Source organism: Rhodopseudomonas telluris (assembly GCF_042432815.1).
GTDB classification, from domain to species: Bacteria; Pseudomonadota; Alphaproteobacteria; order Rhizobiales; family Xanthobacteraceae; genus Rhodopseudomonas; species Rhodopseudomonas telluris.
In genome coordinates, this window is the sequence record NZ_JBHLWM010000001.1 from 877,601 (window position 1) to 895,477 (window position 17,877).

At 65.5% G+C, this 17,877-nt stretch carries 20 protein-coding genes; 12 read left to right on the plus strand and 8 right to left on the minus strand.

Annotated features, from left to right (window positions below):
- Nucleotides 1–49: 49 nt before the first annotated feature.
- Nucleotides 50–346 (minus strand): hypothetical protein, encoded by a 297-nt coding sequence (locus tag ACFFJ6_RS04025; RefSeq protein WP_378384604.1) that lies wholly within the window; start codon nucleotides 344–346, stop codon nucleotides 50–52.
- Between the two features lie 205 nt (nucleotides 347–551).
- Here ACFFJ6_RS04025 and ACFFJ6_RS04030 point away from each other — a divergent pair, with 205 nt between their 5' ends.
- From ACFFJ6_RS04030 to ACFFJ6_RS04060, 7 genes are all read left to right on the plus strand, one after another.
- Nucleotides 552–2,513 carry a M3 family oligoendopeptidase gene (locus tag ACFFJ6_RS04030; protein WP_378384606.1) on the plus strand — a complete coding sequence of 654 codons (1,962 nt, stop codon included), beginning with the start codon at nucleotides 552–554 and terminating at the stop codon, nucleotides 2,511–2,513.
- Nucleotides 2,514–2,594: 81 nt separating this feature from the next.
- Entirely contained in the window at nucleotides 2,595–2,864 is a 270-nt protein-coding gene (locus tag ACFFJ6_RS04035; protein ID WP_378384608.1) for an AbrB/MazE/SpoVT family DNA-binding domain-containing protein, read from the plus strand.
- A complete protein-coding gene (locus ACFFJ6_RS04040; RefSeq protein ID WP_378384610.1) occupies nucleotides 2,861–3,247 on the plus strand; it encodes a type II toxin-antitoxin system death-on-curing family toxin in 387 nt (128 codons plus the stop codon). The genes ACFFJ6_RS04035 and ACFFJ6_RS04040 overlap by 4 nt, the downstream gene beginning before the upstream one ends.
- A 394-nt stretch (nucleotides 3,248–3,641) precedes the next feature.
- Nucleotides 3,642–3,794: an aa3-type cytochrome c oxidase subunit IV gene (locus ACFFJ6_RS04045; protein ID WP_054164495.1), complete on the plus strand. Its 153-nt coding sequence runs from the start codon at nucleotides 3,642–3,644 to the stop codon at nucleotides 3,792–3,794.
- 193 nt (nucleotides 3,795–3,987) lie between these two features.
- A complete protein-coding gene (locus ACFFJ6_RS04050) occupies nucleotides 3,988–5,115 on the plus strand; it encodes a Re/Si-specific NAD(P)(+) transhydrogenase subunit alpha (RefSeq protein ID WP_378384612.1) in 1,128 nt (375 codons plus the stop codon).
- Between the two features lie 23 nt (nucleotides 5,116–5,138).
- Nucleotides 5,139–5,462 (plus strand): proton-translocating transhydrogenase family protein, encoded by a 324-nt coding sequence (locus tag ACFFJ6_RS04055; RefSeq protein ID WP_054164493.1) that lies wholly within the window; start codon nucleotides 5,139–5,141, stop codon nucleotides 5,460–5,462.
- 13 nt (nucleotides 5,463–5,475) lie between these two features.
- The gene (locus ACFFJ6_RS04060) at nucleotides 5,476–6,879 is read left to right on the plus strand and encodes an NAD(P)(+) transhydrogenase (Re/Si-specific) subunit beta (RefSeq protein ID WP_378384615.1); all 1,404 of its coding nucleotides are present in this window, start codon (nucleotides 5,476–5,478) and stop codon (nucleotides 6,877–6,879) included.
- Between the two features lie 81 nt (nucleotides 6,880–6,960).
- On the opposite strand, the gene ACFFJ6_RS04065 is transcribed toward ACFFJ6_RS04060, so the two are convergent.
- Both ACFFJ6_RS04065 and ACFFJ6_RS04070 read right to left on the minus strand, forming a co-directional pair.
- Nucleotides 6,961–7,476, minus strand: coding sequence for a GrpB family protein (locus ACFFJ6_RS04065; protein WP_378384617.1), 516 nt, complete (start codon nucleotides 7,474–7,476; stop codon nucleotides 6,961–6,963).
- Nucleotides 7,477–7,581: 105 nt separating this feature from the next.
- Nucleotides 7,582–7,959 carry a VOC family protein gene (locus ACFFJ6_RS04070; RefSeq protein ID WP_378384619.1) on the minus strand — a complete coding sequence of 126 codons (378 nt, stop codon included), beginning with the start codon at nucleotides 7,957–7,959 and terminating at the stop codon, nucleotides 7,582–7,584.
- Nucleotides 7,960–8,183: 224 nt separating this feature from the next.
- Here ACFFJ6_RS04070 and ACFFJ6_RS04075 point away from each other — a divergent pair, with 224 nt between their 5' ends.
- Nucleotides 8,184–8,471 (plus strand): cupin domain-containing protein, encoded by a 288-nt coding sequence (locus tag ACFFJ6_RS04075; protein ID WP_378384621.1) that lies wholly within the window; start codon nucleotides 8,184–8,186, stop codon nucleotides 8,469–8,471.
- Nucleotides 8,472–8,617: 146 nt separating this feature from the next.
- Nucleotides 8,618–9,541 carry a hypothetical protein gene (locus ACFFJ6_RS04080; RefSeq protein ID WP_378384623.1) on the plus strand — a complete coding sequence of 308 codons (924 nt, stop codon included), beginning with the start codon at nucleotides 8,618–8,620 and terminating at the stop codon, nucleotides 9,539–9,541.
- A 353-nt stretch (nucleotides 9,542–9,894) separates the two neighbouring features.
- On the opposite strand, the gene rpsU is transcribed toward ACFFJ6_RS04080, so the two are convergent.
- The 3 genes from rpsU to purE form a co-directional block, all read right to left on the minus strand.
- A complete protein-coding gene (gene rpsU / locus ACFFJ6_RS04085) occupies nucleotides 9,895–10,179 on the minus strand; it encodes a 30S ribosomal protein S21 (protein WP_378384625.1) in 285 nt (94 codons plus the stop codon).
- Between the two features lie 169 nt (nucleotides 10,180–10,348).
- The gene (locus ACFFJ6_RS04090; protein WP_378384627.1) at nucleotides 10,349–11,452 is read right to left on the minus strand and encodes a 5-(carboxyamino)imidazole ribonucleotide synthase; all 1,104 of its coding nucleotides are present in this window, start codon (nucleotides 11,450–11,452) and stop codon (nucleotides 10,349–10,351) included.
- Nucleotides 11,449–11,937, minus strand: a complete 489-nt coding sequence (gene purE, locus ACFFJ6_RS04095) for a 5-(carboxyamino)imidazole ribonucleotide mutase (RefSeq protein WP_378385722.1) — start codon at nucleotides 11,935–11,937, stop codon at nucleotides 11,449–11,451. Before purE ends, ACFFJ6_RS04090 begins: the two co-directional genes overlap by 4 nt.
- Before the next feature lie 140 nt (nucleotides 11,938–12,077).
- Here purE and ACFFJ6_RS04100 point away from each other — a divergent pair, with 140 nt between their 5' ends.
- Nucleotides 12,078–12,842 (plus strand): GGDEF domain-containing protein, encoded by a 765-nt coding sequence (locus ACFFJ6_RS04100; RefSeq protein ID WP_378384629.1) that lies wholly within the window; start codon nucleotides 12,078–12,080, stop codon nucleotides 12,840–12,842.
- Here ACFFJ6_RS04100 and ACFFJ6_RS04105 read toward each other — a convergent pair.
- The gene (locus ACFFJ6_RS04105; protein ID WP_378384632.1) at nucleotides 12,832–13,038 is read right to left on the minus strand and encodes a YdcH family protein; all 207 of its coding nucleotides are present in this window, start codon (nucleotides 13,036–13,038) and stop codon (nucleotides 12,832–12,834) included. The two genes, ACFFJ6_RS04100 and ACFFJ6_RS04105, sit on opposite strands and share 11 nt — an antisense overlap.
- A 395-nt stretch (nucleotides 13,039–13,433) precedes the next feature.
- On the opposite strand from ACFFJ6_RS04105, the gene ACFFJ6_RS04110 reads away from it, so the two are divergent.
- On the plus strand, nucleotides 13,434–13,616 hold the full coding sequence (locus ACFFJ6_RS04110) for a YdcH family protein (RefSeq protein ID WP_378384634.1): 183 nt from the start codon (nucleotides 13,434–13,436) through the stop codon (nucleotides 13,614–13,616).
- Between the two features lie 273 nt (nucleotides 13,617–13,889).
- On the opposite strand, the gene ACFFJ6_RS04115 is transcribed toward ACFFJ6_RS04110, so the two are convergent.
- On the minus strand, nucleotides 13,890–14,996 hold the full coding sequence (locus ACFFJ6_RS04115) for an NAD(P)/FAD-dependent oxidoreductase (RefSeq protein ID WP_378384637.1): 1,107 nt from the start codon (nucleotides 14,994–14,996) through the stop codon (nucleotides 13,890–13,892).
- Nucleotides 14,997–15,164: 168 nt separating this feature from the next.
- Here ACFFJ6_RS04115 and ACFFJ6_RS04120 point away from each other — a divergent pair, with 168 nt between their 5' ends.
- A complete protein-coding gene (locus tag ACFFJ6_RS04120) occupies nucleotides 15,165–17,849 on the plus strand; it encodes a sensor domain-containing protein (protein ID WP_378384639.1) in 2,685 nt (894 codons plus the stop codon).
- Nucleotides 17,850–17,877: the final 28 nt, after the last annotated feature.

Consider the following 17,877-nt stretch of genomic DNA (forward strand, 5'->3'; position numbering starts at 1 on the left):
TCCTTGGACGTTGTGACTTCGGGACGCCGGCGGCGCCCCAGGGATTAACTCATTCGGATCCGCCGGATGGCAACGCGAGGCGCACCAACTGGTCGGGATCGATCAGGATCGAGACGGCGACACCCACGTAAACCAGCAGCCCGGCCGCATCGAGCCAGCCGGCGCCGTTGCGGCGGCCGAGCAGCGCGATGCCGGAGAGGGAGACGATCGCGGCGACCGTAAACAGAACGGTCACCACAGCAGGTGTCAGGGCCTCCGGGGATACCAGCGTTCGCAGCGCCAGCGTGAGGCCGAGCAAAGCCGTCAGCGCGGCCACCACAGCGATCTTCACGCGATCCGCGAACATGATTTCCTCGAAACCATGCAGCGAGTCGTAGTGGTCGGCCGCACTGCGTTCAAGCGACGCAGGGCGCGCCGCCTTGTCGCAGGGCCGCTTCCGAGCGCGCGCGTCGTCCGAATGGAACCTCCCGCCTTGAAAGAGCCGCTTGCCGAAGCCACGTTGTCACGAGTAGCTTTTTACAAAGCCATTGAAGCCGTTGACGAAAGTTTCCATGTCGAAATCAGCCACCTCCCGCGCCGCCAAGAGTGCTCCGAAAACTTCGGCCAGAACCTCGGGCAAGACCTCCAGCAAGCCTGCCGCAAAGACCTCCGGCAAAGTCGCTGCCCGCAAGCCCCAGCCGGTCAAATCCGTGCCGAAGCCGGTGGCCAAGCCGGCCAAGAAGGCCGCCGCGCCGAAGGCCGCCAAGTTGCCGGAGTGGAATCTGGCCGATCTGTACCCGGCGATCGATGCGCCGGAAGTCGCTGCCGATCTCGACAAGCTCGACGCGGACTGCGCGTCGTTCGAGGCCGATTTCAAGGGCAAGCTCGCTGAGGAGACCGGCAAGGACGGTGGCGGCGTCTGGCTCGCCGGCGCGGTGAAGCGCTACGAGGCGATCGAGGATCTGGCGGGGCGGCTCGGCTCCTATGCGGGGCTGGTGCATGCCGGCGACAGCGTCGATCCGGTGAAGTCGAAATTCTACGGCGACGTCTCCGAACGTCTGACCGCCGCGTCGATCCATCTGCTGTTCTTCACGCTCGAGCTCAACCGCGTCGATGATGCGGTGCTGGAGCGGGCGATGCAGACGCCGGAGCTCGGCCACTACCGGCCGTGGATCGAGGATCTGCGCAAGGACAAGCCGTATCAGCTCGAGGACCGCGTCGAGCAGCTGTTTCATGAGAAGTCGCAGACCGGTTACGGCGCCTTCAACCGGCTGTTCGATCAGACCATCTCGGCACTGCGCTTCAAGGTCGGGGCTAAGGAATTGGCGATCGAGCCGACGCTCAACATGCTGCAGGACCGCTCGCCGGCGACGCGCAAGACCGCGGCCGAAGCGCTCGCCAAGACCTTCAAGGCGAACGAGCGCACTTTCGCGCTGATCACCAATACGCTCGCCAAGGACAAGGAAATCTCCGACCGCTGGCGCGGCTTCGAAGACGTCGCGGACTCGCGGCATCTCAACAACCGCGTCGAGCGCGAAGTCGTCGACGCGCTGGTCGCGTCGGTACGCGGCGCCTATCCGAAGCTGTCGCACCGCTACTACAAGCTGAAGGCCGGCTGGTTCGGCAAGAAGAAGCTGCCCTACTGGGACCGCAACGCGCCGCTGCCGTTCGCCGCGACCGGCACCATCGAATGGCCCGAGGCGCGCAACATGGTGCTGACCGCCTACAACGCGTTCTCGCCAGAGATGGCGCGGATCGCCGAGCGGTTCTTCACCGATCGCTGGATCGACGCGCCGGTGCGGCCCGGTAAGGCCCCGGGCGCGTTCTCGCACCCGACCACGCCCTCGGCGCATCCCTATGTGCTGATGAACTATCAGGGCAAGCCGCGCGACGTGATGACGCTCGCCCACGAACTCGGCCACGGCGTGCATCAGGTGCTCGCCGCCGGCAACGGCGCGCTGATGGCGCCGACGCCGCTGACGCTGGCCGAAACCGCCAGCGTGTTCGGCGAGATGCTGACCTTCCGCCGGCTGCTCGCTCAGACCAAGAACGCCAAGCAGCGCCAGGCGCTGCTCGCCGGCAAGGTCGAGGACATGATCAATACCGTGGTCCGGCAGATCGCGTTCTATTCGTTCGAGCGCGCGGTCCACACCGAGCGCCGCAGCGGCGAACTCACCGCGCAGCGGATCGGCGAGATCTGGCTGAGCGTGCAAGGCGAAAGCCTCGGGCCGGCGATCGAGATCAAGGCCGGCTACGAGAACTACTGGATGTACATCCCGCACTTCATCCACTCGCCGTTCTACGTCTACGCCTACGCGTTCGGCGACTGCCTGGTGAACTCGCTCTACGCCGTCTACGAGCACGCCCAGGAAGGCTTCGCCGAGCGCTATCTGGCGATGCTCTCGGCCGGCGGCACCAAGCATTATTCCGAACTGCTCGCCCCGTTCGGCCTCGACGCCAAGGACCCCAGCTTCTGGGACGGCGGCCTGTCGGTGATCGCCGGCATGATCGACGAGTTGGAGGCGATGGGGTAGGGCGGGATTAAAATACCGTAAAACATTTGTTGAACGGCAGGCGTGCCTCCGTTATACATTTCGTATAACGGAGGCTTTGCGATGAACGACCAAACCAAGATCGATGTGGAAACCGGCCGCGTTCTTGCGACTGTCGAAGTGAAGAAAATCGGCAATTCGTCCGGCCTGATTTTCCCCAAGGAGCTGATGGCCCGGCTCAACCTCAACGTCGGCGATCAGCTCTACGCGACCTTGACGCCAGACGGCGGCGTTCGATTTACGCCTTCGAATCCTGATTTCGAGAAAGCGATGGAAGTGGCCCGTCGCGGCATGAAGCGCTACCACAACGCGCTTGCCGAGCTCGCCAAATGACCGAGCCGTTCTGGCTCACACAACAGATGATCGTCGCCATTCACGACGAGCAATTAGCGATTCATGGCGGCGCCGGCGGTCTTCGCGACGAAGGAATGCTTCAGTCGGCGCTCGATCGCCCGCGCAACAAATGGACTTACGAACAGGCCGATCTCGCTGAGCTTGCAGCAGCTTATGCTTTTGGGCTGGCCCGCAACCATCCCTTTGTAGACGGCAACAAGCGAACCTCGCTGCTTGCGCTCTACACCTTCCTGGGCGTCAATGGTGTCGACTTTGTCGTCTCGGAAGCCGACGCCGCAGCCATGATCCTCTCCCTCGCCGCCGGCGAAGTCAGCGAGCAGTCGCTGACGCGGTGGATCAGGGACAATTGGCCGGCGGCTTAGCACCAGTCCTTCCACGCTCGTCATGGCCGGGCTCGTCCCGGCCATCCACGCCTTTCCAGGGTCTCGATCAGCAAGGCGTGGATGCCCGGCACAAGGCCGGGCATGACGGAGAAAGGCGATAGCTCATCCTGAGGATGGCTTCGCTGATGCTCAGCCGTCCAGCGTGACGCCTTGTGTCACCGCACCGCGGAATAATCACTCAGCTGTTGCAAGCGCTTCGTAAGAGCTTGTTCTCATCGCGCGTTCCGACCACACTGCGGTATGGGAGGAGCGCCTGCTAGACTTTGGGATGAACCCAAAGTGGCTAGGCTGTTAATTGCTGCAGCGCCGTTGCTCCCGCAATAAGATTGCGTTAATTGCATCCCTGCTTCTCGAACATTGTCCGGAGAGACGAATGGCAGAGCATCGCGAAGTCGCCTACACGACCGCCGCCGGTAACGACTACGCCGCGCATGAGCAAACCTATGAAGGGTTTATCAAGCTGGTGAAGTACGGCACCGCCGCCGTCATCGTGATCGTGGCGATGATGGCGATTTTCCTGACTTGATTTAACCCGGAGTGCGCCGTTACACGCGGCGCTCTCCTGGAGCTGGTCTCGGCAACGTGGAGTCCGGGGGGCCGTCACGGCCAGCTCCTCAACTGAACTGAGCGCGCATCCCGGTTCAAAACCGGTCCCACTTTTGCGGGGTGCGTGCCGATCTCGCTCGCTCACGCGCGTGCTTCGCGCCGCCGGAGGCCTCATGAAGATTGCTGTTGCCAAAGAAAAAGACCCTGCCGAGCCGCGCGTCGCAGCGACGCCGGATACGGTGAAGAAACTCAAAGCGCTCGGCGCCGAGGTCGCGGTCGAACCCGATGCGGGCGCCAAATCGGGCCTGCCCGATGCCGACTTCGCGGCCGCTGGCGCCACCGTCTCGGCGGATGCGCTGAACGGCGCCGACGTGGTGCTGAAGGTGAAGCGGCCCGAAGCCGCCGAGCTCGGCGCCTACAAGCGCGGCGCGCTGGTGCTGGCGATCATGGATCCCTACGGCAACGACGCCGCGCTGAAGGCGATGGCCGATGCCGGCATCGCCGCCTTCGCGATGGAGCTGATGCCGCGCATCACCCGCGCGCAGGTCATGGACGTGCTGTCCAGCCAGGCCAACCTCGCCGGCTATCGCGCCGTGATCGACGGCGCCGAGCAGTTCGGCCGGGTGTTCCCGATGATGATGACTGCGGCCGGCACCGTGCCCGCCGCCAAGGTCTTCATCATGGGCGTCGGCGTCGCCGGTCTGCAGGCGATCGCGACCGCGCGTCGGCTCGGCGCCATCGTCACCGCGACCGACGTGCGTCCGGCCACCAAGGAGCAGGTCGAATCGCTGGGCGCCAAATTCCTCGCAGTCGAGGACGAGGAGTTCAAGAACGCCCAGACCGCCGGCGGCTACGCCAAGGAAATGTCCAAAGAGTATCAGGCCAAGCAGGCCGCGCTCACCGCCGAGCACATCAAGAAGCAGGACATCGTCATCACCACGGCGCTGATTCCGGGCCGGCCCGCGCCGCGCCTGGTCACCGCCGAGATGGTGAAGTCGATGAAGCCCGGCTCGGTGCTGGTCGATCTCGCCGTCGAGCGCGGCGGCAACGTCGAAGGCGCGCAGCCCGGGCAGGTCGTCGAGGTCGATGGCGTCAAGATCGTCGGCTACACCAACGTGGCCGGCCGTGTCGCGGCCTCGGCCTCGAGCCTGTACGCGCGCAACTTGCTCAGCTTCTTCGAGACCATGGTCAACAAGGAGAAGGCGCTCGCGGTGAACTGGGACGACGAGCTGGTCAAGGCGACCGCGCTGACGCGCGACGGCGCCGTGATCCACCCGAACTTCCAGCCGAAGTCGGCTTAACGCGACCGCTAAGGAGAGTTGTAATGGAGCATATGGTTCAGGCGGTCGATCCGTTCGTGTTTCGGCTGTCGATTTTCGTTCTCGCCGTGTTCGTCGGTTACTTCGTGGTGTGGTCGGTGACCCCCGCGCTGCACACGCCGCTGATGTCGGTCACCAACGCGATCTCGTCGGTGATCGTGGTCGGTGCGCTGCTGGCGGTCGGCGTGTCGCTGGCCGGCAGCGACAACGGTCCGTTGTGGGCGCGCGGCTTCGGCTTCGTCGCGCTGATCTTTGCGTGTATCAACATCTTCGGCGGCTTCCTTGTCACCCAGCGCATGCTGGCGATGTACAAGAAAAAGCAGAAGTGAGTAGGGGCCGTCGATGAGCGCGAATCTTTCCGCATTTCTGTATCTGGTCGCAGGCGTCCTGTTCATTCTGGCGCTGCGCGGCCTGTCGTCTCCGGCCACAAGCCGTCAGGGCAACCTGATGGGCATGAGCGGCATGGCGATCGCCATCGTCACCACGCTTGCCGGCCATCCGCCGGCCGATCTGCTCGGCTGGGTGCTGGTGATCGCCGGCATCGCCATCGGTGGCGGGATCGGTGCCGTGATCGCCAAGCGGGTGCCGATGACCTCTATGCCCGAGCTGGTCGCCGCCTTCCACTCGCTGGTCGGCATGGCGGCGGTGCTGGTCGCCGCCGGTGCGTTCTACGCCCCCGGCGCGTTCGACATAGGTGAGCGCGGCAACATCCACGCCCAGAGCCTGGTCGAGATGTCGCTCGGCGTCGCCATCGGCGCGCTGACCTTCACCGGCTCGGTGATCGCCTTCATGAAGCTGTCGGGCCGCATGAGCGGCGCGCCGATCATCCTGCCGGCCCGCCACGTGGTGAACATCGCGCTCGGCGTGCTGATGTTCGCGGCGATCATCTACATGGTGATCACGCAGAGCGAAGTCGCGTTCTGGGTCATTACGGTGGTGGCGCTGCTGCTCGGCATCCTGATCATCATCCCGATCGGCGGCGCCGACATGCCGGTGGTGATCTCGATGCTCAACTCCTATTCGGGGTGGGCCGCGGCCGGCATCGGCTTCACGCTCGGCAACTCGGCGCTGATCATCACCGGCGCGCTGGTCGGCTCCTCGGGTGCGATCCTGTCCTACATCATGTGTAAGGGCATGAACCGCTCCTTCATCTCCGTCATCCTCGGCGGCTTCGGCGGTGAAACCGCTGCGGCCGGCGGCGGCGGCGGCGAACAGCGCCCGGCCAAGCTCGGCTCGGCCGACGACGCGGCCTTCATCATGAAGAACGCCTCGAAGGTCATCATCGTGCCGGGCTACGGCATGGCGGTGGCGCAGGCCCAGCACGCGCTGCGCGAAATGGCCGACACGCTGAAGAAGGAAGGCGTCGAGGTGAAGTACGCGATTCATCCGGTCGCCGGCCGTATGCCGGGCCATATGAACGTGCTGCTCGCCGAAGCCAACGTGCCCTACGACGAGGTGTTCGAACTCGAGGACATCAACTCCGAGTTCGCGCAGGCCGACGTGGCGTTCGTGATCGGCGCCAACGACGTCACCAACCCGGCGGCCGAAGAGGACAAGACCTCGCCGATCTACGGCATGCCGGTGCTGCAGGTCTGGAAGGCCGGCACCGTGATGTTCATCAAGCGGTCGCTGGCGTCGGGTTATGCCGGCATTGACAACCCGCTGTTCTATCGCGACAACACCATGATGCTGCTCGGCGACGCCAAGAAGATGACCGAGAACATCGTCAAGGCGATGGCGCACTAAGCGCCCGAACACCGCCAAAAGCGAAACGCCCGGCCGAAAGGCCGGGCGTTTTCGTTTTGAGGCCGAACTAAATCGCGGCTTTCAACCACTTGGTTTGGCTGGAGCGTGGAGCAGGGCATCGGCCACGAAGGCGTCCTTCGCCGCCCGGTAACGCTCCATGGTTTGGCCGTCATGCGCCATCTTGAGAGCATTGTAGCTTTTCACCAGATCGGGATCGGCGCGCAGCGCGTCGGTGAAGCGGTGGAAGACGTCCCATGCGCCGCCCTTGGCCGTGAGTTGGATGCCAAGGTGAGGCGTGCGGTCCTCGTCCTCGAAGGCGGCGAACTCATCTGTCAGGATCGAGCCGGGATTGCGAGCGAAGCGGGCGGCAAGCGCGGCTTCGACGGCTTGGAAATCCTTGCGCTCCACCCGCACGACGATATCGAGGTCGCCCTTGGTGAGACATCCCGGGACCGCCGTCGCGCCGATGTGCAGAATTTCGGCCGTCGCAGGGAGAAGAGCGCGAAGCTGCTGCTGCACGGCCTCGAACAAGCGCTCGGCCGCCGCACGAGCCTGCTGGTGATCTATGGCGACGTGGAATACATCCGGATGGGTCATCGTCATCTCCGATCCGGAATGCAATCACGCGCCACCGCGTTTTTTTCCTCCGACAGACGTGGATGCCCGGCACAAGGCCGGGCATGACGGATGTTGGTGTGCGTCTCACGCCATCGGGTGCATGACGCACAGCTTGTTGCCGTCCGGATCGCGCAGATAGGCGAGGTAGAGCTTCCGGTCGCCCATCGCGCGCACGCCGGGCGGGTCCTCGCAGGGCGTAGCGCCGTTGGCGACGCCGGTGGCGTGCCAAGCGTCCGCTTCCTCCGGGGATTTGGCCAGGAAGCCGATCGTCCCACCATTGGCGGCCGTCGCCGGCTCGCCGTTGATCGGCTTCGACACCGCGAAGGTCCCGGTCTTGGTGCGGTAGAAGATCCGGTGCCGGTCGACCACTGCCGGCGCCACGCCGAGCGTGCCGAGCAGCTTGTCGTAAAACGACTTGGCGGCTTCGAGGTCGTTGGTGCCGATCATGATGTGTGAAAACATGGCGCTCCCTTTTTTGCTTGTTGTCTCATCGCGGGGATGATGCGCGATCATACGCATCGCGAGCGGTTTGGCGAGACGGCAGCGTGCGGCTGGCGAGGCTTCAGACTGTCGCGCAAGCGGCGGCGCATGCCCGGGTTGCGGCGTCTGCGTTCGCCGCGCGCTGGGGAGCGGGCGGAATTGATGGTATCTGTTCCCGACGCATCTCCCGCCAGGAAGGATTCTCCATGCCGCTCGCCGCGACCTCCACCGTTCAGATCGACAATGACGAGGTTCGGGTCACCGAATGGCGGCTGGCGCCGGGCGCCGCCACCGGCCATCACCGCCACGGTATGGACTACGTCATCGTGCCGGTGGCCGACGGCGACATGACCATCGTGGCGCCGGACGGCACCCGCTCGATTGCCAAGCTGAAAGCCGGCCAGTCGTATTTCCGCAAGGCCGGGGTCGAGCACGACGTGCTCAATGAATCCACAGCCGAGATCGTATTTCTCGAGGTCGAGCTCAAGGCTTAACTGCGCGTTAAGGCCCGAGGCAGAGCTATAGACGGGCGACGCGGCGGGCGTCGGGCGCTGGCGCCCGATGTCACCGAGAGGTCGCAGTTGATCCCTGAATCAGCCTCAAATATCGAGCATCAAGCGCACGGGGAAGAGGCCCGTTCATGCTGAAATACATCACCGAAAAACTGATCGGGCAGATTTTGCCGTCGGTGGTCGCCACCGTCGTCGGCGCTTATGTCGTGAATCAGTACATCGTTAAGCCGAACACCGCTCCCGCCGCGCAGGAAGCGAAGTCGGAGGCTCCGAAGCCCGACGCGACGAAGGCCGCGCCGGCGATGACCGCATCGATTCCGGAGGCCGAGAAGGCCGATTATCTGAAGTCGGATCAGCCGAAGGCCGAGCCCGGGAAGGCCAAGACGGCTGACCGGCCGTCGTTCCGGCATCCCACGGCCCGCGAGAAGGCGGCGGCCGACAAGGCTGCAGCCGACAAAGCGGCTGCGGACAAGCTCGCCGCCGACAAGGCTGCTGCGGAGAAGGCTGCGGCCGAAAAGGCGGTCGCCGAGAAGGCGGCTGCCAAGCCCGCCGTCGCGACCGTGACGCCCGACCCCGCCAAGACGCAGGACGAGCGCCGCGAGGCTGCTCGCGATCCGAACGACGTCGTCCGCGCCGCCGTCGAGCGGCTGCGTGCGTCCGAGAGCAAGCCGACCGAGGTCACCGCCCGGGCCCCGGAACCGCTGAAGGCGCCGGAGACCGTCAAGGCCGCCGAACCGTTCAAGCCGGCGGAGCCTCTCAAGACCGAAGCGTTCCGGGTGCAGGATCCGCCGCGCAGCACCGGCGCCTTGCAGCCGCTGCCGCCGCCGGTCAACGTGGCGGGGCCTGCCGCCAATCAGATGACGACCGGATCGAGCATCGTCGGCGCGACGCCCGGACCCGCAACGGTCGATGCGAGCTATGACAGCGCTCGCATCGCGCCCCCTGCGGATATTCCGACGGCGCGCGACATTCCGCCGGCGCCGAAGCCGTCGGTGGCCGACGACGTGCTCTTCGCGGCGAAATCGGTCTTCCACGCGGTGCTGCCGCGCTAAGGCGCGGTCGCACATCCGTCCCGCTTCGCCTAGCGAGCCTGATCCGGGCGGCGAGCAAGCTCGGCATCATCCCAGACCATCGCAACTGAGTTGGCGCCGTCCCGAGTCGCCGACGCCGCGCGGCGGCCGCGATGGTAGGCAGCTGGGGCCATGCGACTGTCCACATCCGTCGAGGCTCGCCCTGCGGGCGAGCACCTCAGGATGACGGCGCTGCGGCAAGCTGAGCCCTTAGAAAGCTGGAAGGCTGCGGGCGGAAATCGACGCGCAGGCAGCGACAGGCGAGCATCAACTAAAACGCAAAACGCGGGCCCGAGGCCCGCGTTTTGAAATCTGGCGAGTTGATCGTTGATCGATCAGCGCGGGCCACGCGCGGCGCCGGCACCGGCAGCGCCGGGACGACGGTCGGCACCGAAAGCCGGCTTCGGCTTCATCGGCAGCAGGCCTTCACGCTGCAGCTTCTTGCGGGCCAGCTTGCGGGCGCGGCGAACGGCTTCGGCCTTTTCACGGGCCTTCTTCTCGGACGGCTTCTCGTAATGACCGCGGAGCTTCATCTCGCGGAAAATGCCCTCGCGCTGCATCTTCTTCTTGAGCGCCTTGAGAGCTTGATCGACGTTGTTATCGCGAACGAGAACCTGCACGCGGCATCCTCTTTGAATGGACCGATTTGTCTGGTCGGATGTGAATTCTGGAAAAGGCGGGGCCGACAAACGGCCAGGCCCTCAGCCTTAAGGGCGCCGATGTATCAGATCGCCCCGCCGATGTCCACCTCGGCGGGGGATAAGTTTTTGCGACGTTGGTCGGCCAAACCTAGGGTTTGGCGGCCGGTTCCACCACCGTGACGTGGCCCATCTTGCGGCCGGGCAGGGCGGTGCGCTTGCCGTAGAGATGCACCGTGGCGCCCGGAACCGTCAGCCACTGGGCATAGTCGTCGACATCGTGACCGATCAGGTTGGTCATCGTCACGGTGCCGTGGCGCAGCGGCTGCGCCAGCGGCCAGCCGGCGATTGCCCGGATGTGCTGCTCGAACTGCGACACCGAGGCGCCGTCCAGCGTCCAGTGCCCGGAATTGTGGACCCGCGGCGCGATCTCGTTGACCAGCACCCGGGCGCCGTTGCCGTCCGGCACCACGAACATCTCGACGCCGAGCACGCCGACATAGCCCAGCGCGTCGGCGATACGGGTGGCGATCCGGCGCGCTTCCTCGGCGATCGCCTCGCTCACGGCCGCCGGGGCGCGCGAGACCTTGAGAATATGATCGCGATGCTCGTTGTCGGTGACGTCGTAGCAGACCACCTGGCCGTCGGCGCCGCGCGCGGTGATCACCGAGACCTCGCGCTCGAACGGCACGAACGCCTCGAGAATCGCGGCGCGGGTTTCCAGACGCTGCCAGGCGGCTTCGACGTCGTCGCCCTCGCGCAGCATCGCCTGGCCCTTGCCGTCATAGCCGAACCGGCGCGTCTTCAGCACCGCGGGCAGGCCCAGCTTGGCGATCGCCGCGTTCAGCGTCTGCGCCGAGGTGACGTCCGCATAGCCGGCGGTGCCGATGCCCAGTTTGGTGACGAAGTCCTTCTCGCCGAGCCGGTCCTGGGTGGTTTCCAGGATCTTGTAGTCCGGCAGCACCGGCTTGCGGGCCGCCAGCACCAGGGCGGCCGAGGCCGGCACGTTCTCGAATTCGTAGGTGATGACGTCGACGTCGGCGGCGAACATCTCCAGCGCCTCGACGTCGGCATATTCGGCACAGGTCGCGTTCTGCACGACGTCGAACGCCGGCGAGTCCGGATCGGGCGAAAACACGTGGCAGCGCAGGCCGAGCCGCGCCGCGGCCAGCGCCAGCATCCGGCCGAGCTGGCCGCCGCCCAATATTCCGATGGTGTCGCCGGGCTTGAGAACCTTCTGGGTCGGACCGCTCACGCCGCGCCCTCCGGGCGTTCGGCGATCGCATTGGTCTGCTTGGTCCGCCAGGCCGACAACCGCTCGGCGAGCGCGTCGTCGCCGAGCGCCAGCACGCTGGCCGCGAGCAGCGCCGCGTTCACGGCGCCGGCCTTGCCGATCGCGAGCGTTCCGACCGGAATGCCGGCCGGCATCTGCACGATCGAATAAAGCGAATCGACCCCCGACAGCGCCTTGGACTCGACCGGAACGCCGAATACCGGCAGCTCGGTCAGCGCCGCGGTCATGCCCGGCAGATGCGCCGCGCCGCCGGCGCCCGCAATAATGACCTTGAAACCGGCGGCTTTCGCCCCCTTGGCAAAGCCGTAGAGCCGGTCGGGCGTGCGGTGGGCGGACACGATCCGCGCATCATGGGCAACGCCCAGCGCAGTCAGGGTCTCGGCGGCATGCCGCATCGTTTCCCAGTCCGACTGGCTGCCCATGATGATCGCAATGGGGGCTGTCATTCGAGCGATTCTTTCGCGAATCCAGAAACATAAGAGGGGGAATATAGAGCCGGCCGAAACCTCGGCCAAGGCGTCGGGAATGGACTATCCTTTCTTGGTGAAGACCGGCAAGGGTTGTGGCGGTTCTGACGCTGATTCTGATGAAAAAGACGCCCTCACGATCCCCGACGGCGCGGCAGCCTAGCAAGGCCATGTCCGGCGCAGCTGCCAAAAAGTCGCGCCATCCGGCCAAAGGGCCGGCCAAGAGCCGCGCCAAGAACCCGCCGGCGGCGACCGAGTTGCCCCCCAAGGCTTTGCCGCGCGTCCGTGTCGGTTCCGGCCGGCTGACGTCCGGACCGCAGGCACAGATCCGGCGGCTGAAGGCGCAGCTCGCCGCGGCGCTGGCGCAGATCGACGAACTGCGGGCCTCGGCGGACACCGACTATCTGCTCGGCATCGCCAACCGTCGCGGCTTCGAGCGGGAACTCGACCGGGCGCTCGCCTACATCAAGCGCTATGGCGCCAGCGGCGCGCTGATCATGCTCGACGTCGATCGGCTCAAGCCGGTCAACGACACGTTCGGCCATGCCGCCGGCGACGTCGTGCTGAAGGCAGTGGTTGAGGCGTTGCTCAACCACGTCCGCGCCTCCGATCTGATCGGGCGGCTCGGCGGCGACGAGTTCGCGCTGCTGCTGTGGAACTTGAGCGAGGTCGACGCGCGCAAGAAGGCGGCGGTTCTGGAAGAGACGGTGGACCGCCTGCCGATCCAGTTCGGTAGCCACACCGTCACGGCCGGCGTGTCGGCGGGCGTCGCGATGCTGACGGCGGAGATGGACGCGGCCGAGGCGCTCGCGGCTGCCGACCGGGCCATGTATGCGCGCAAGGCCGAACGCCGTGCGGCCTCCGGCGAGCCGGTCAGGCGATGATGTCGGGCGTGATCTGATCTTCGATGAACGAGATCCGGTCGCGCAGCGCCAGCTTGCGCTTCTTCAGACGCTGCAGCCGCAGCAGGTCCGGCGCCGGCGAATGCTGCAATGCATCAATCGCCGCGTCGAGATCGCGGTGTTCCTGCTGCAGCTTTGCGAGCTCGGCAACGAGCTCGCCTTCGTCTTCGTCGGTCATGATCAGAAACAGTTTGGGGCAGTCCGCGGGAGCGGACGATGGCGGACAGCGATGTTCCGCGGATTATCGCCTTTGTGCACCGCGTCGGCAAGCGGCGCGGTTGCTTCGTTCGTCGAACTCGACCTTAGACGGAATAATCATTTCGATCGCCTTAAGACACGAAGGCCGAGTCGTGCAGAGCGAGGCGCGCCGTCAAAATACCCGCAAACGTTGTACTTAGACTGTGCTCGACGAACGTATAGCTCGGCACGATCACCAACCGGGCTAATCCAGAATCGTTTCAGACGGCCGGGTAATTATGACGCAGATATTTCAAAACCATCGACAGCCGCATTGAGAGATGTACACTCACTCGTCCGGATGGAATCTAGTCTCACTCATAGAGGAGGTTTCGTATGGCACTTCAGTCGCATCTCGTCGAACTTGAACGCAAGCACAAAGTTCTAGAGTCCCAACTGCACGAAGCGCTCGCCCATCCCTCCACGGACGATCTGCGCATCGCCGAACTGAAACGTCGCAAACTCATGGTACGGGACGAAATCAACCGGCTGAAGCAAAGCACTACCACGCTCCACTGACTCATTGCTGCGGCGGCTTAGCTGTTCGCGCGCGATGTTCGGCACACAGGTGCCGCGATCCGGCGAATGCTGATGTCCTGCAAATGACGTGACGGACTCCGGTCTGCGCCATCCATCCGGGACGCCTTCGGCGTCGGCGCAACGACCGGGATCTGCCACGGTCAGCCAGCCAATCGCGATCGGCCGACGATCAGTTGAATGACGTCACGTCCGCGACGCTGTTCGTCCTTGTCCGCGCCGACCGACGATGTCGTGATTGCGCGTCGCGTCCCCTCACGCTGCTTCCACCAGATCCGCCACATGGTTGGCGATCGCCAATGAGGCGGTCAGGCCGGGCGACTCGATGCCGAACAGGTTGATCAGCCCGGCGACGCCATGCGCGTCCGGTCCCTGAATGACGAAGTCCTGCACCGCGACGGAAGGCGGCACGATCTTCGGCCGGATCCCCGAATAGCCCGGCGCGAGCGCCCCGTCGGGCAGGCCGGGCCAGTACTTGCGGATTGCCGGATAGAACCGTTCCGCCCGCGCCGGATCGACGACGTAGTCGATGCTGTCGATCCATTCGACGTCGGGCCCGAACCGCGCCTGGCCGCCCATGTCGAGCGTCAGATGCACGCCCAGGCCACCCGGCTCCGGCACCGGATAGATCAGGTGCGAGAACGGCGCGCGGACGCCGCAGCTGAAGTAATTGCCCTTGGCCAGATACGCGGTCGGCACCAGCTCCGGCGGCATCGGCTCGATCGCGCGGGCCAACGCGGGCGCGCCGAGGCCGGCGGCGTTGATCAGCAGCCGGCACCCCAGCGTCATCGAGGCCTCGCCGCCGACGTCGAGCGCCAAGCCCTCGTCGGCGGACGTAACGCGCAGCAGCGGCGCGTGGAAGGCAAAGGCCGCTCCGGCGTCCTCGGCATCGCCGCGGAGCGCCAGCATGTAGGCGTGGCTGTCGACGATTCCGGTCGAAGGCGACAACAGCGCGGCGACGCAGCTCAGCGACGGCTCCAGCGCGCGGGCCGCGGCCGCGTCGAGCGTCCGCAGATCGTCGACGCCGTTGGCCGCCGCGTGACTGTTGATCGCGGCAAGCTTGTCGGCTTCGGCCGCCGTGGTGGCGACGATCAGCTTGCCGCAATTGCGGTGCGGCACCCCGTGGTCACGACAATAGGTGTAGAGCGCCTGTTTGCCCGCTACGCAAAGCCGCGCCATCAGGCTGCCGGCGCGATAATAGATCCCGGCGTGGATCACCTCGCTGTTGCGCGATGACGTCCCGGTGCCGATGCCCTCGGCGGCCTCCAGCACGATCACTTCGCGTCCAGCCTGCGCCAGCCGTCGCGCGATCGCGAGACCGACAACTCCTGCGCCGACCACGACGCACTCGACCTGTTCCATGGCTCCCCATTCCGACACGGCCCAATCCGGGCGCGGTGTTATCGCGGGATTAACCATCACAGGTCAATTGATGAAAATCGGGTCACGATCCGGATGACCAACCTGTGGTGTTTACGCGTTCAAAATAAGTCACGCCCGAAACTATTCACCAGCAATTGCGGGTGGTTCATGGTGCTGAGGAATGGGAAGGCAAGCAGCGGGGCAGCAGCGGCTGCGGCGGTGGCTTCGCTTTTCGCCTTGAGCACGGCCGCGTTTGCGGAAAACGGCTTTCAGCCCCGCGGCTATCTCGGTGAGCTCGAGCCCGAGTTGGTCTGGGAGCTGTTGATCGGCGGCATCGTGCTGGCCTCGGTCACCAGCGGGGTCGCGCTATGGGCCACCTCGGTGATCCGGCGCATGCGCCGCGCCGAGCGCCGCAAGAATATCCTGGTCGATTCTGTGCTGAACAAGCTCCAGCAGGGTGTCGTGATCACCGACGCCAGGGGCCGGCTGGTGTTCTGCAACGATCGTTATCTGGAGATGTACGGCCTGACGCGCTCCGACGCGCCGTCTGGCATCGCAGGCCGCGACTTGCTGGCTCTTCGCCGGGCCCGCGGCACGCTCGATCTCAGCAACGAGGAATTTCTGCGCCACGCCGCGGAGCCCGAGGGATACATCGGCGAGCTGCCGGATGGCCGCTTCATTCAGGTCAAGTTCTCGAAGCTCGCCAATGGCGGATCGATCTCGACCCATAACGATTGCACCGAGCTGCGCCGCGTCTCCAAGCAGCTCTTGACCACCAGCCAGTTCCTCGAGTCGGTGATCGATAACATCCCGGTCTGCGTCGCCGCCAAGAGCATCGAGGACGGTCGCTATATTCTCGCCAACCGCGCCTTCGAAAAGCTGTCGAAGCTGCCGCGCGCCAAGATCATCGGCGCGACCGCGGACGATCTCTATCCGCCGCGTTCTGCCGCGGCGATCCGCGAAGCCGACCAGGCGGCGCTCGCCTCGGGGAAGGGCGAATATCGCTCCGAACTGACGATCGAGTTTGGCAGCCGCGACCTGGTGCTGGCGTCCGAGCGCGTGGTGGCTCGCAACGAGCATAACGAGCCGGAATTCATCATCGCGCTGTTCCAGGATGTCACCGAGCGTCAGGCGCTGGCCCTCGAACTCGACAAGACGCGAAAATTCCTCGAGCTGGTCGTGGACAATATCCCGGTCGCGCTGACCGTGCAGAACAGCAGCAACGGCCGCTACGTGCTCGCCAACCGGGGCGCCGAGGTCATCCTCAACCGCCGCCGCGAAGACGCGCTCGGTCTGACGTCGGGCGAGATCTTCAACGCCAAGGAAGCGCGGCTGATCGGCGAGCGGGACGAACTGGCGATCCGCAAGGGCGGCCTGATGGTCGAAGAGCATCCGATCAGCACCAAGGGCGGGCTGCGGCTGTTCGTGACCCGCCGCATCACGGTGGCCGACGAGGCCGGCGCCGAGACCTATCTGATCAAGACCCATGTGGACGTCACCGACCGCCGCCAGACCGAGGCGCGGATGGCGCACATGGCGTATCACGACGCGCTGACCGGGTTGCCCAACCGGACGGCCTTCCTGAAATCGCTCTCGCAGATGATCGAGGCCTGCGACGTCGCGTCCGACGAGTTCGCGGTGCTCACGGTCGACCTCGATGGGTTGGCCGAGATCAACGACGTGTTCGGCCATGCGATCGGCGACAAGCTGCTGATCGAAGTCGCGCGGCGGATCGAGAGCGCCTCCCGCGGCGGCATCGTGGCCCGGCTCAGCGGCGACGAATTCGGGTTGCTGATCGATGGCCCCCAGCCGTCGATGGGATACGAACTCGCCGAGCGCGTGGCGCGCGAACTGGCCAATGGTTTCGAGATCGACGGCAAGACGGTGCGCACCGGCGTCACCACCGGCATCGCGCTGTTCCCGCGCGACGGCAAGGACGCTGCGTCGCTGCTCGCCAATGCGGGCGCCGCGCTGTTCCGCGCCAAGGCTCGTGCACGCGGCACCATCAGCGTGTTCGCGCCCGAGATGGACATGCAGATCCGCGACCGGCGCGCGTTGCACCAGGACCTGTCGGGTGCGATCCGCAACGGCGAATTGTCGCTGTATTATCAGCCGCAGGCGTCGAGCAGCAAATTGGTGGCCGAAACCAACATCGTCGGTTTCGAGGCGCTGGCGCGGTGGTGTCATCCGATCCGCGGCTTCGTGCCGCCCTCCGAATTCATCCCGCTGGCCGAAGAGAGCGGACTGATCGTCGAGATCGGCGAGTGGATCTTGCGCGAAGCGTGCCGCCAGGCGGCCGCATGGCCGAAGCCGCTGCAGATCGCCGTCAACCTGTCGCCGGCGCAGTTCCTCAACAGCGACCTCGTCTCCTTCGTGCATCGCGTGCTGATCGAGACCGGGTTGCAGCCCGGCCGGCTCGAACTCGAGATCACCGAAGGCGTGCTGATCGAGGACTTCGAGCGCGGCCTGTCGCTGTTGCGCCGGCTCAAGGCGCTCGGCGTGCGCATCTCGATGGACGATTTCGGCAGCGGCTACTCGTCGCTGACCTATCTGCAGGCGTTCCCGTTCGACAAGATCAAGATCGACCGGGCCTTCATCATGAATCTCGGCCGCAACGTGCAGTCCGCCGCGATCGTGCGGGCCGTGATCGGGCTCGGCCATGGCCTGGGCGTATCGCTGGTGGCGGAGGGCGTCGAAACGCAGGAGCAGCTCGACTTCCTGGTCGAGGAAGGCTGCGATGCGATGCAGGGCTATCTGATCGGGCGGCCGGCGCCGATCGACGCGTATCCGTGGCTGGTCGGCGTGACGCCGCGGCTCGGCGGCGCATCCGCGCTTGCCCGGCAGGCGAGCTGATCGCCCGCCTGCGTCGCTGAATTCAAAC

What these genes read in the sequence shown, in the direction of transcription:
- ACFFJ6_RS04105 (WP_378384632.1), bottom strand. Translation starts at nt 13,038, where the DNA reads ATGACCGACGAAGACGAAGGCGAGCTCGTTGCCGAGCTCGCAAAGCTG.
- ACFFJ6_RS04050 (WP_378384612.1), top strand. Translation starts at nt 3,988, where the DNA reads ATGAAGATTGCTGTTGCCAAAGAAAAAGACCCTGCCGAGCCGCGCGTC.
- ACFFJ6_RS04100 (WP_378384629.1), top strand. Translation starts at nt 12,078, where the DNA reads ATGAAAAAGACGCCCTCACGATCCCCGACGGCGCGGCAGCCTAGCAAG.
- ACFFJ6_RS04035 (WP_378384608.1), top strand. Translation starts at nt 2,595, where the DNA reads ATGAACGACCAAACCAAGATCGATGTGGAAACCGGCCGCGTTCTTGCG.
- ACFFJ6_RS04060 (WP_378384615.1), top strand. Translation starts at nt 5,476, where the DNA reads ATGAGCGCGAATCTTTCCGCATTTCTGTATCTGGTCGCAGGCGTCCTG.
- ACFFJ6_RS04115 (WP_378384637.1), bottom strand. Translation starts at nt 14,996, where the DNA reads ATGGAACAGGTCGAGTGCGTCGTGGTCGGCGCAGGAGTTGTCGGTCTC.
- ACFFJ6_RS04110 (WP_378384634.1), top strand. Translation starts at nt 13,434, where the DNA reads ATGGCACTTCAGTCGCATCTCGTCGAACTTGAACGCAAGCACAAAGTT.
- ACFFJ6_RS04030 (WP_378384606.1), top strand. Translation starts at nt 552, where the DNA reads ATGTCGAAATCAGCCACCTCCCGCGCCGCCAAGAGTGCTCCGAAAACT.
- ACFFJ6_RS04070 (WP_378384619.1), bottom strand. Translation starts at nt 7,959, where the DNA reads ATGTTTTCACACATCATGATCGGCACCAACGACCTCGAAGCCGCCAAG.
- ACFFJ6_RS04025 (WP_378384604.1), bottom strand. Translation starts at nt 346, where the DNA reads ATGTTCGCGGATCGCGTGAAGATCGCTGTGGTGGCCGCGCTGACGGCT.
- ACFFJ6_RS04040 (WP_378384610.1), top strand. Translation starts at nt 2,861, where the DNA reads ATGACCGAGCCGTTCTGGCTCACACAACAGATGATCGTCGCCATTCAC.
- ACFFJ6_RS04065 (WP_378384617.1), bottom strand. Translation starts at nt 7,476, where the DNA reads ATGACCCATCCGGATGTATTCCACGTCGCCATAGATCACCAGCAGGCT.
- purE (WP_378385722.1), bottom strand. Translation starts at nt 11,937, where the DNA reads ATGACAGCCCCCATTGCGATCATCATGGGCAGCCAGTCGGACTGGGAA.
- ACFFJ6_RS04055 (WP_054164493.1), top strand. Translation starts at nt 5,139, where the DNA reads ATGGAGCATATGGTTCAGGCGGTCGATCCGTTCGTGTTTCGGCTGTCG.
- ACFFJ6_RS04045 (WP_054164495.1), top strand. Translation starts at nt 3,642, where the DNA reads ATGGCAGAGCATCGCGAAGTCGCCTACACGACCGCCGCCGGTAACGAC.
- ACFFJ6_RS04080 (WP_378384623.1), top strand. Translation starts at nt 8,618, where the DNA reads ATGCTGAAATACATCACCGAAAAACTGATCGGGCAGATTTTGCCGTCG.
- ACFFJ6_RS04120 (WP_378384639.1), top strand. Translation starts at nt 15,165, where the DNA reads ATGGTGCTGAGGAATGGGAAGGCAAGCAGCGGGGCAGCAGCGGCTGCG.
- ACFFJ6_RS04075 (WP_378384621.1), top strand. Translation starts at nt 8,184, where the DNA reads ATGCCGCTCGCCGCGACCTCCACCGTTCAGATCGACAATGACGAGGTT.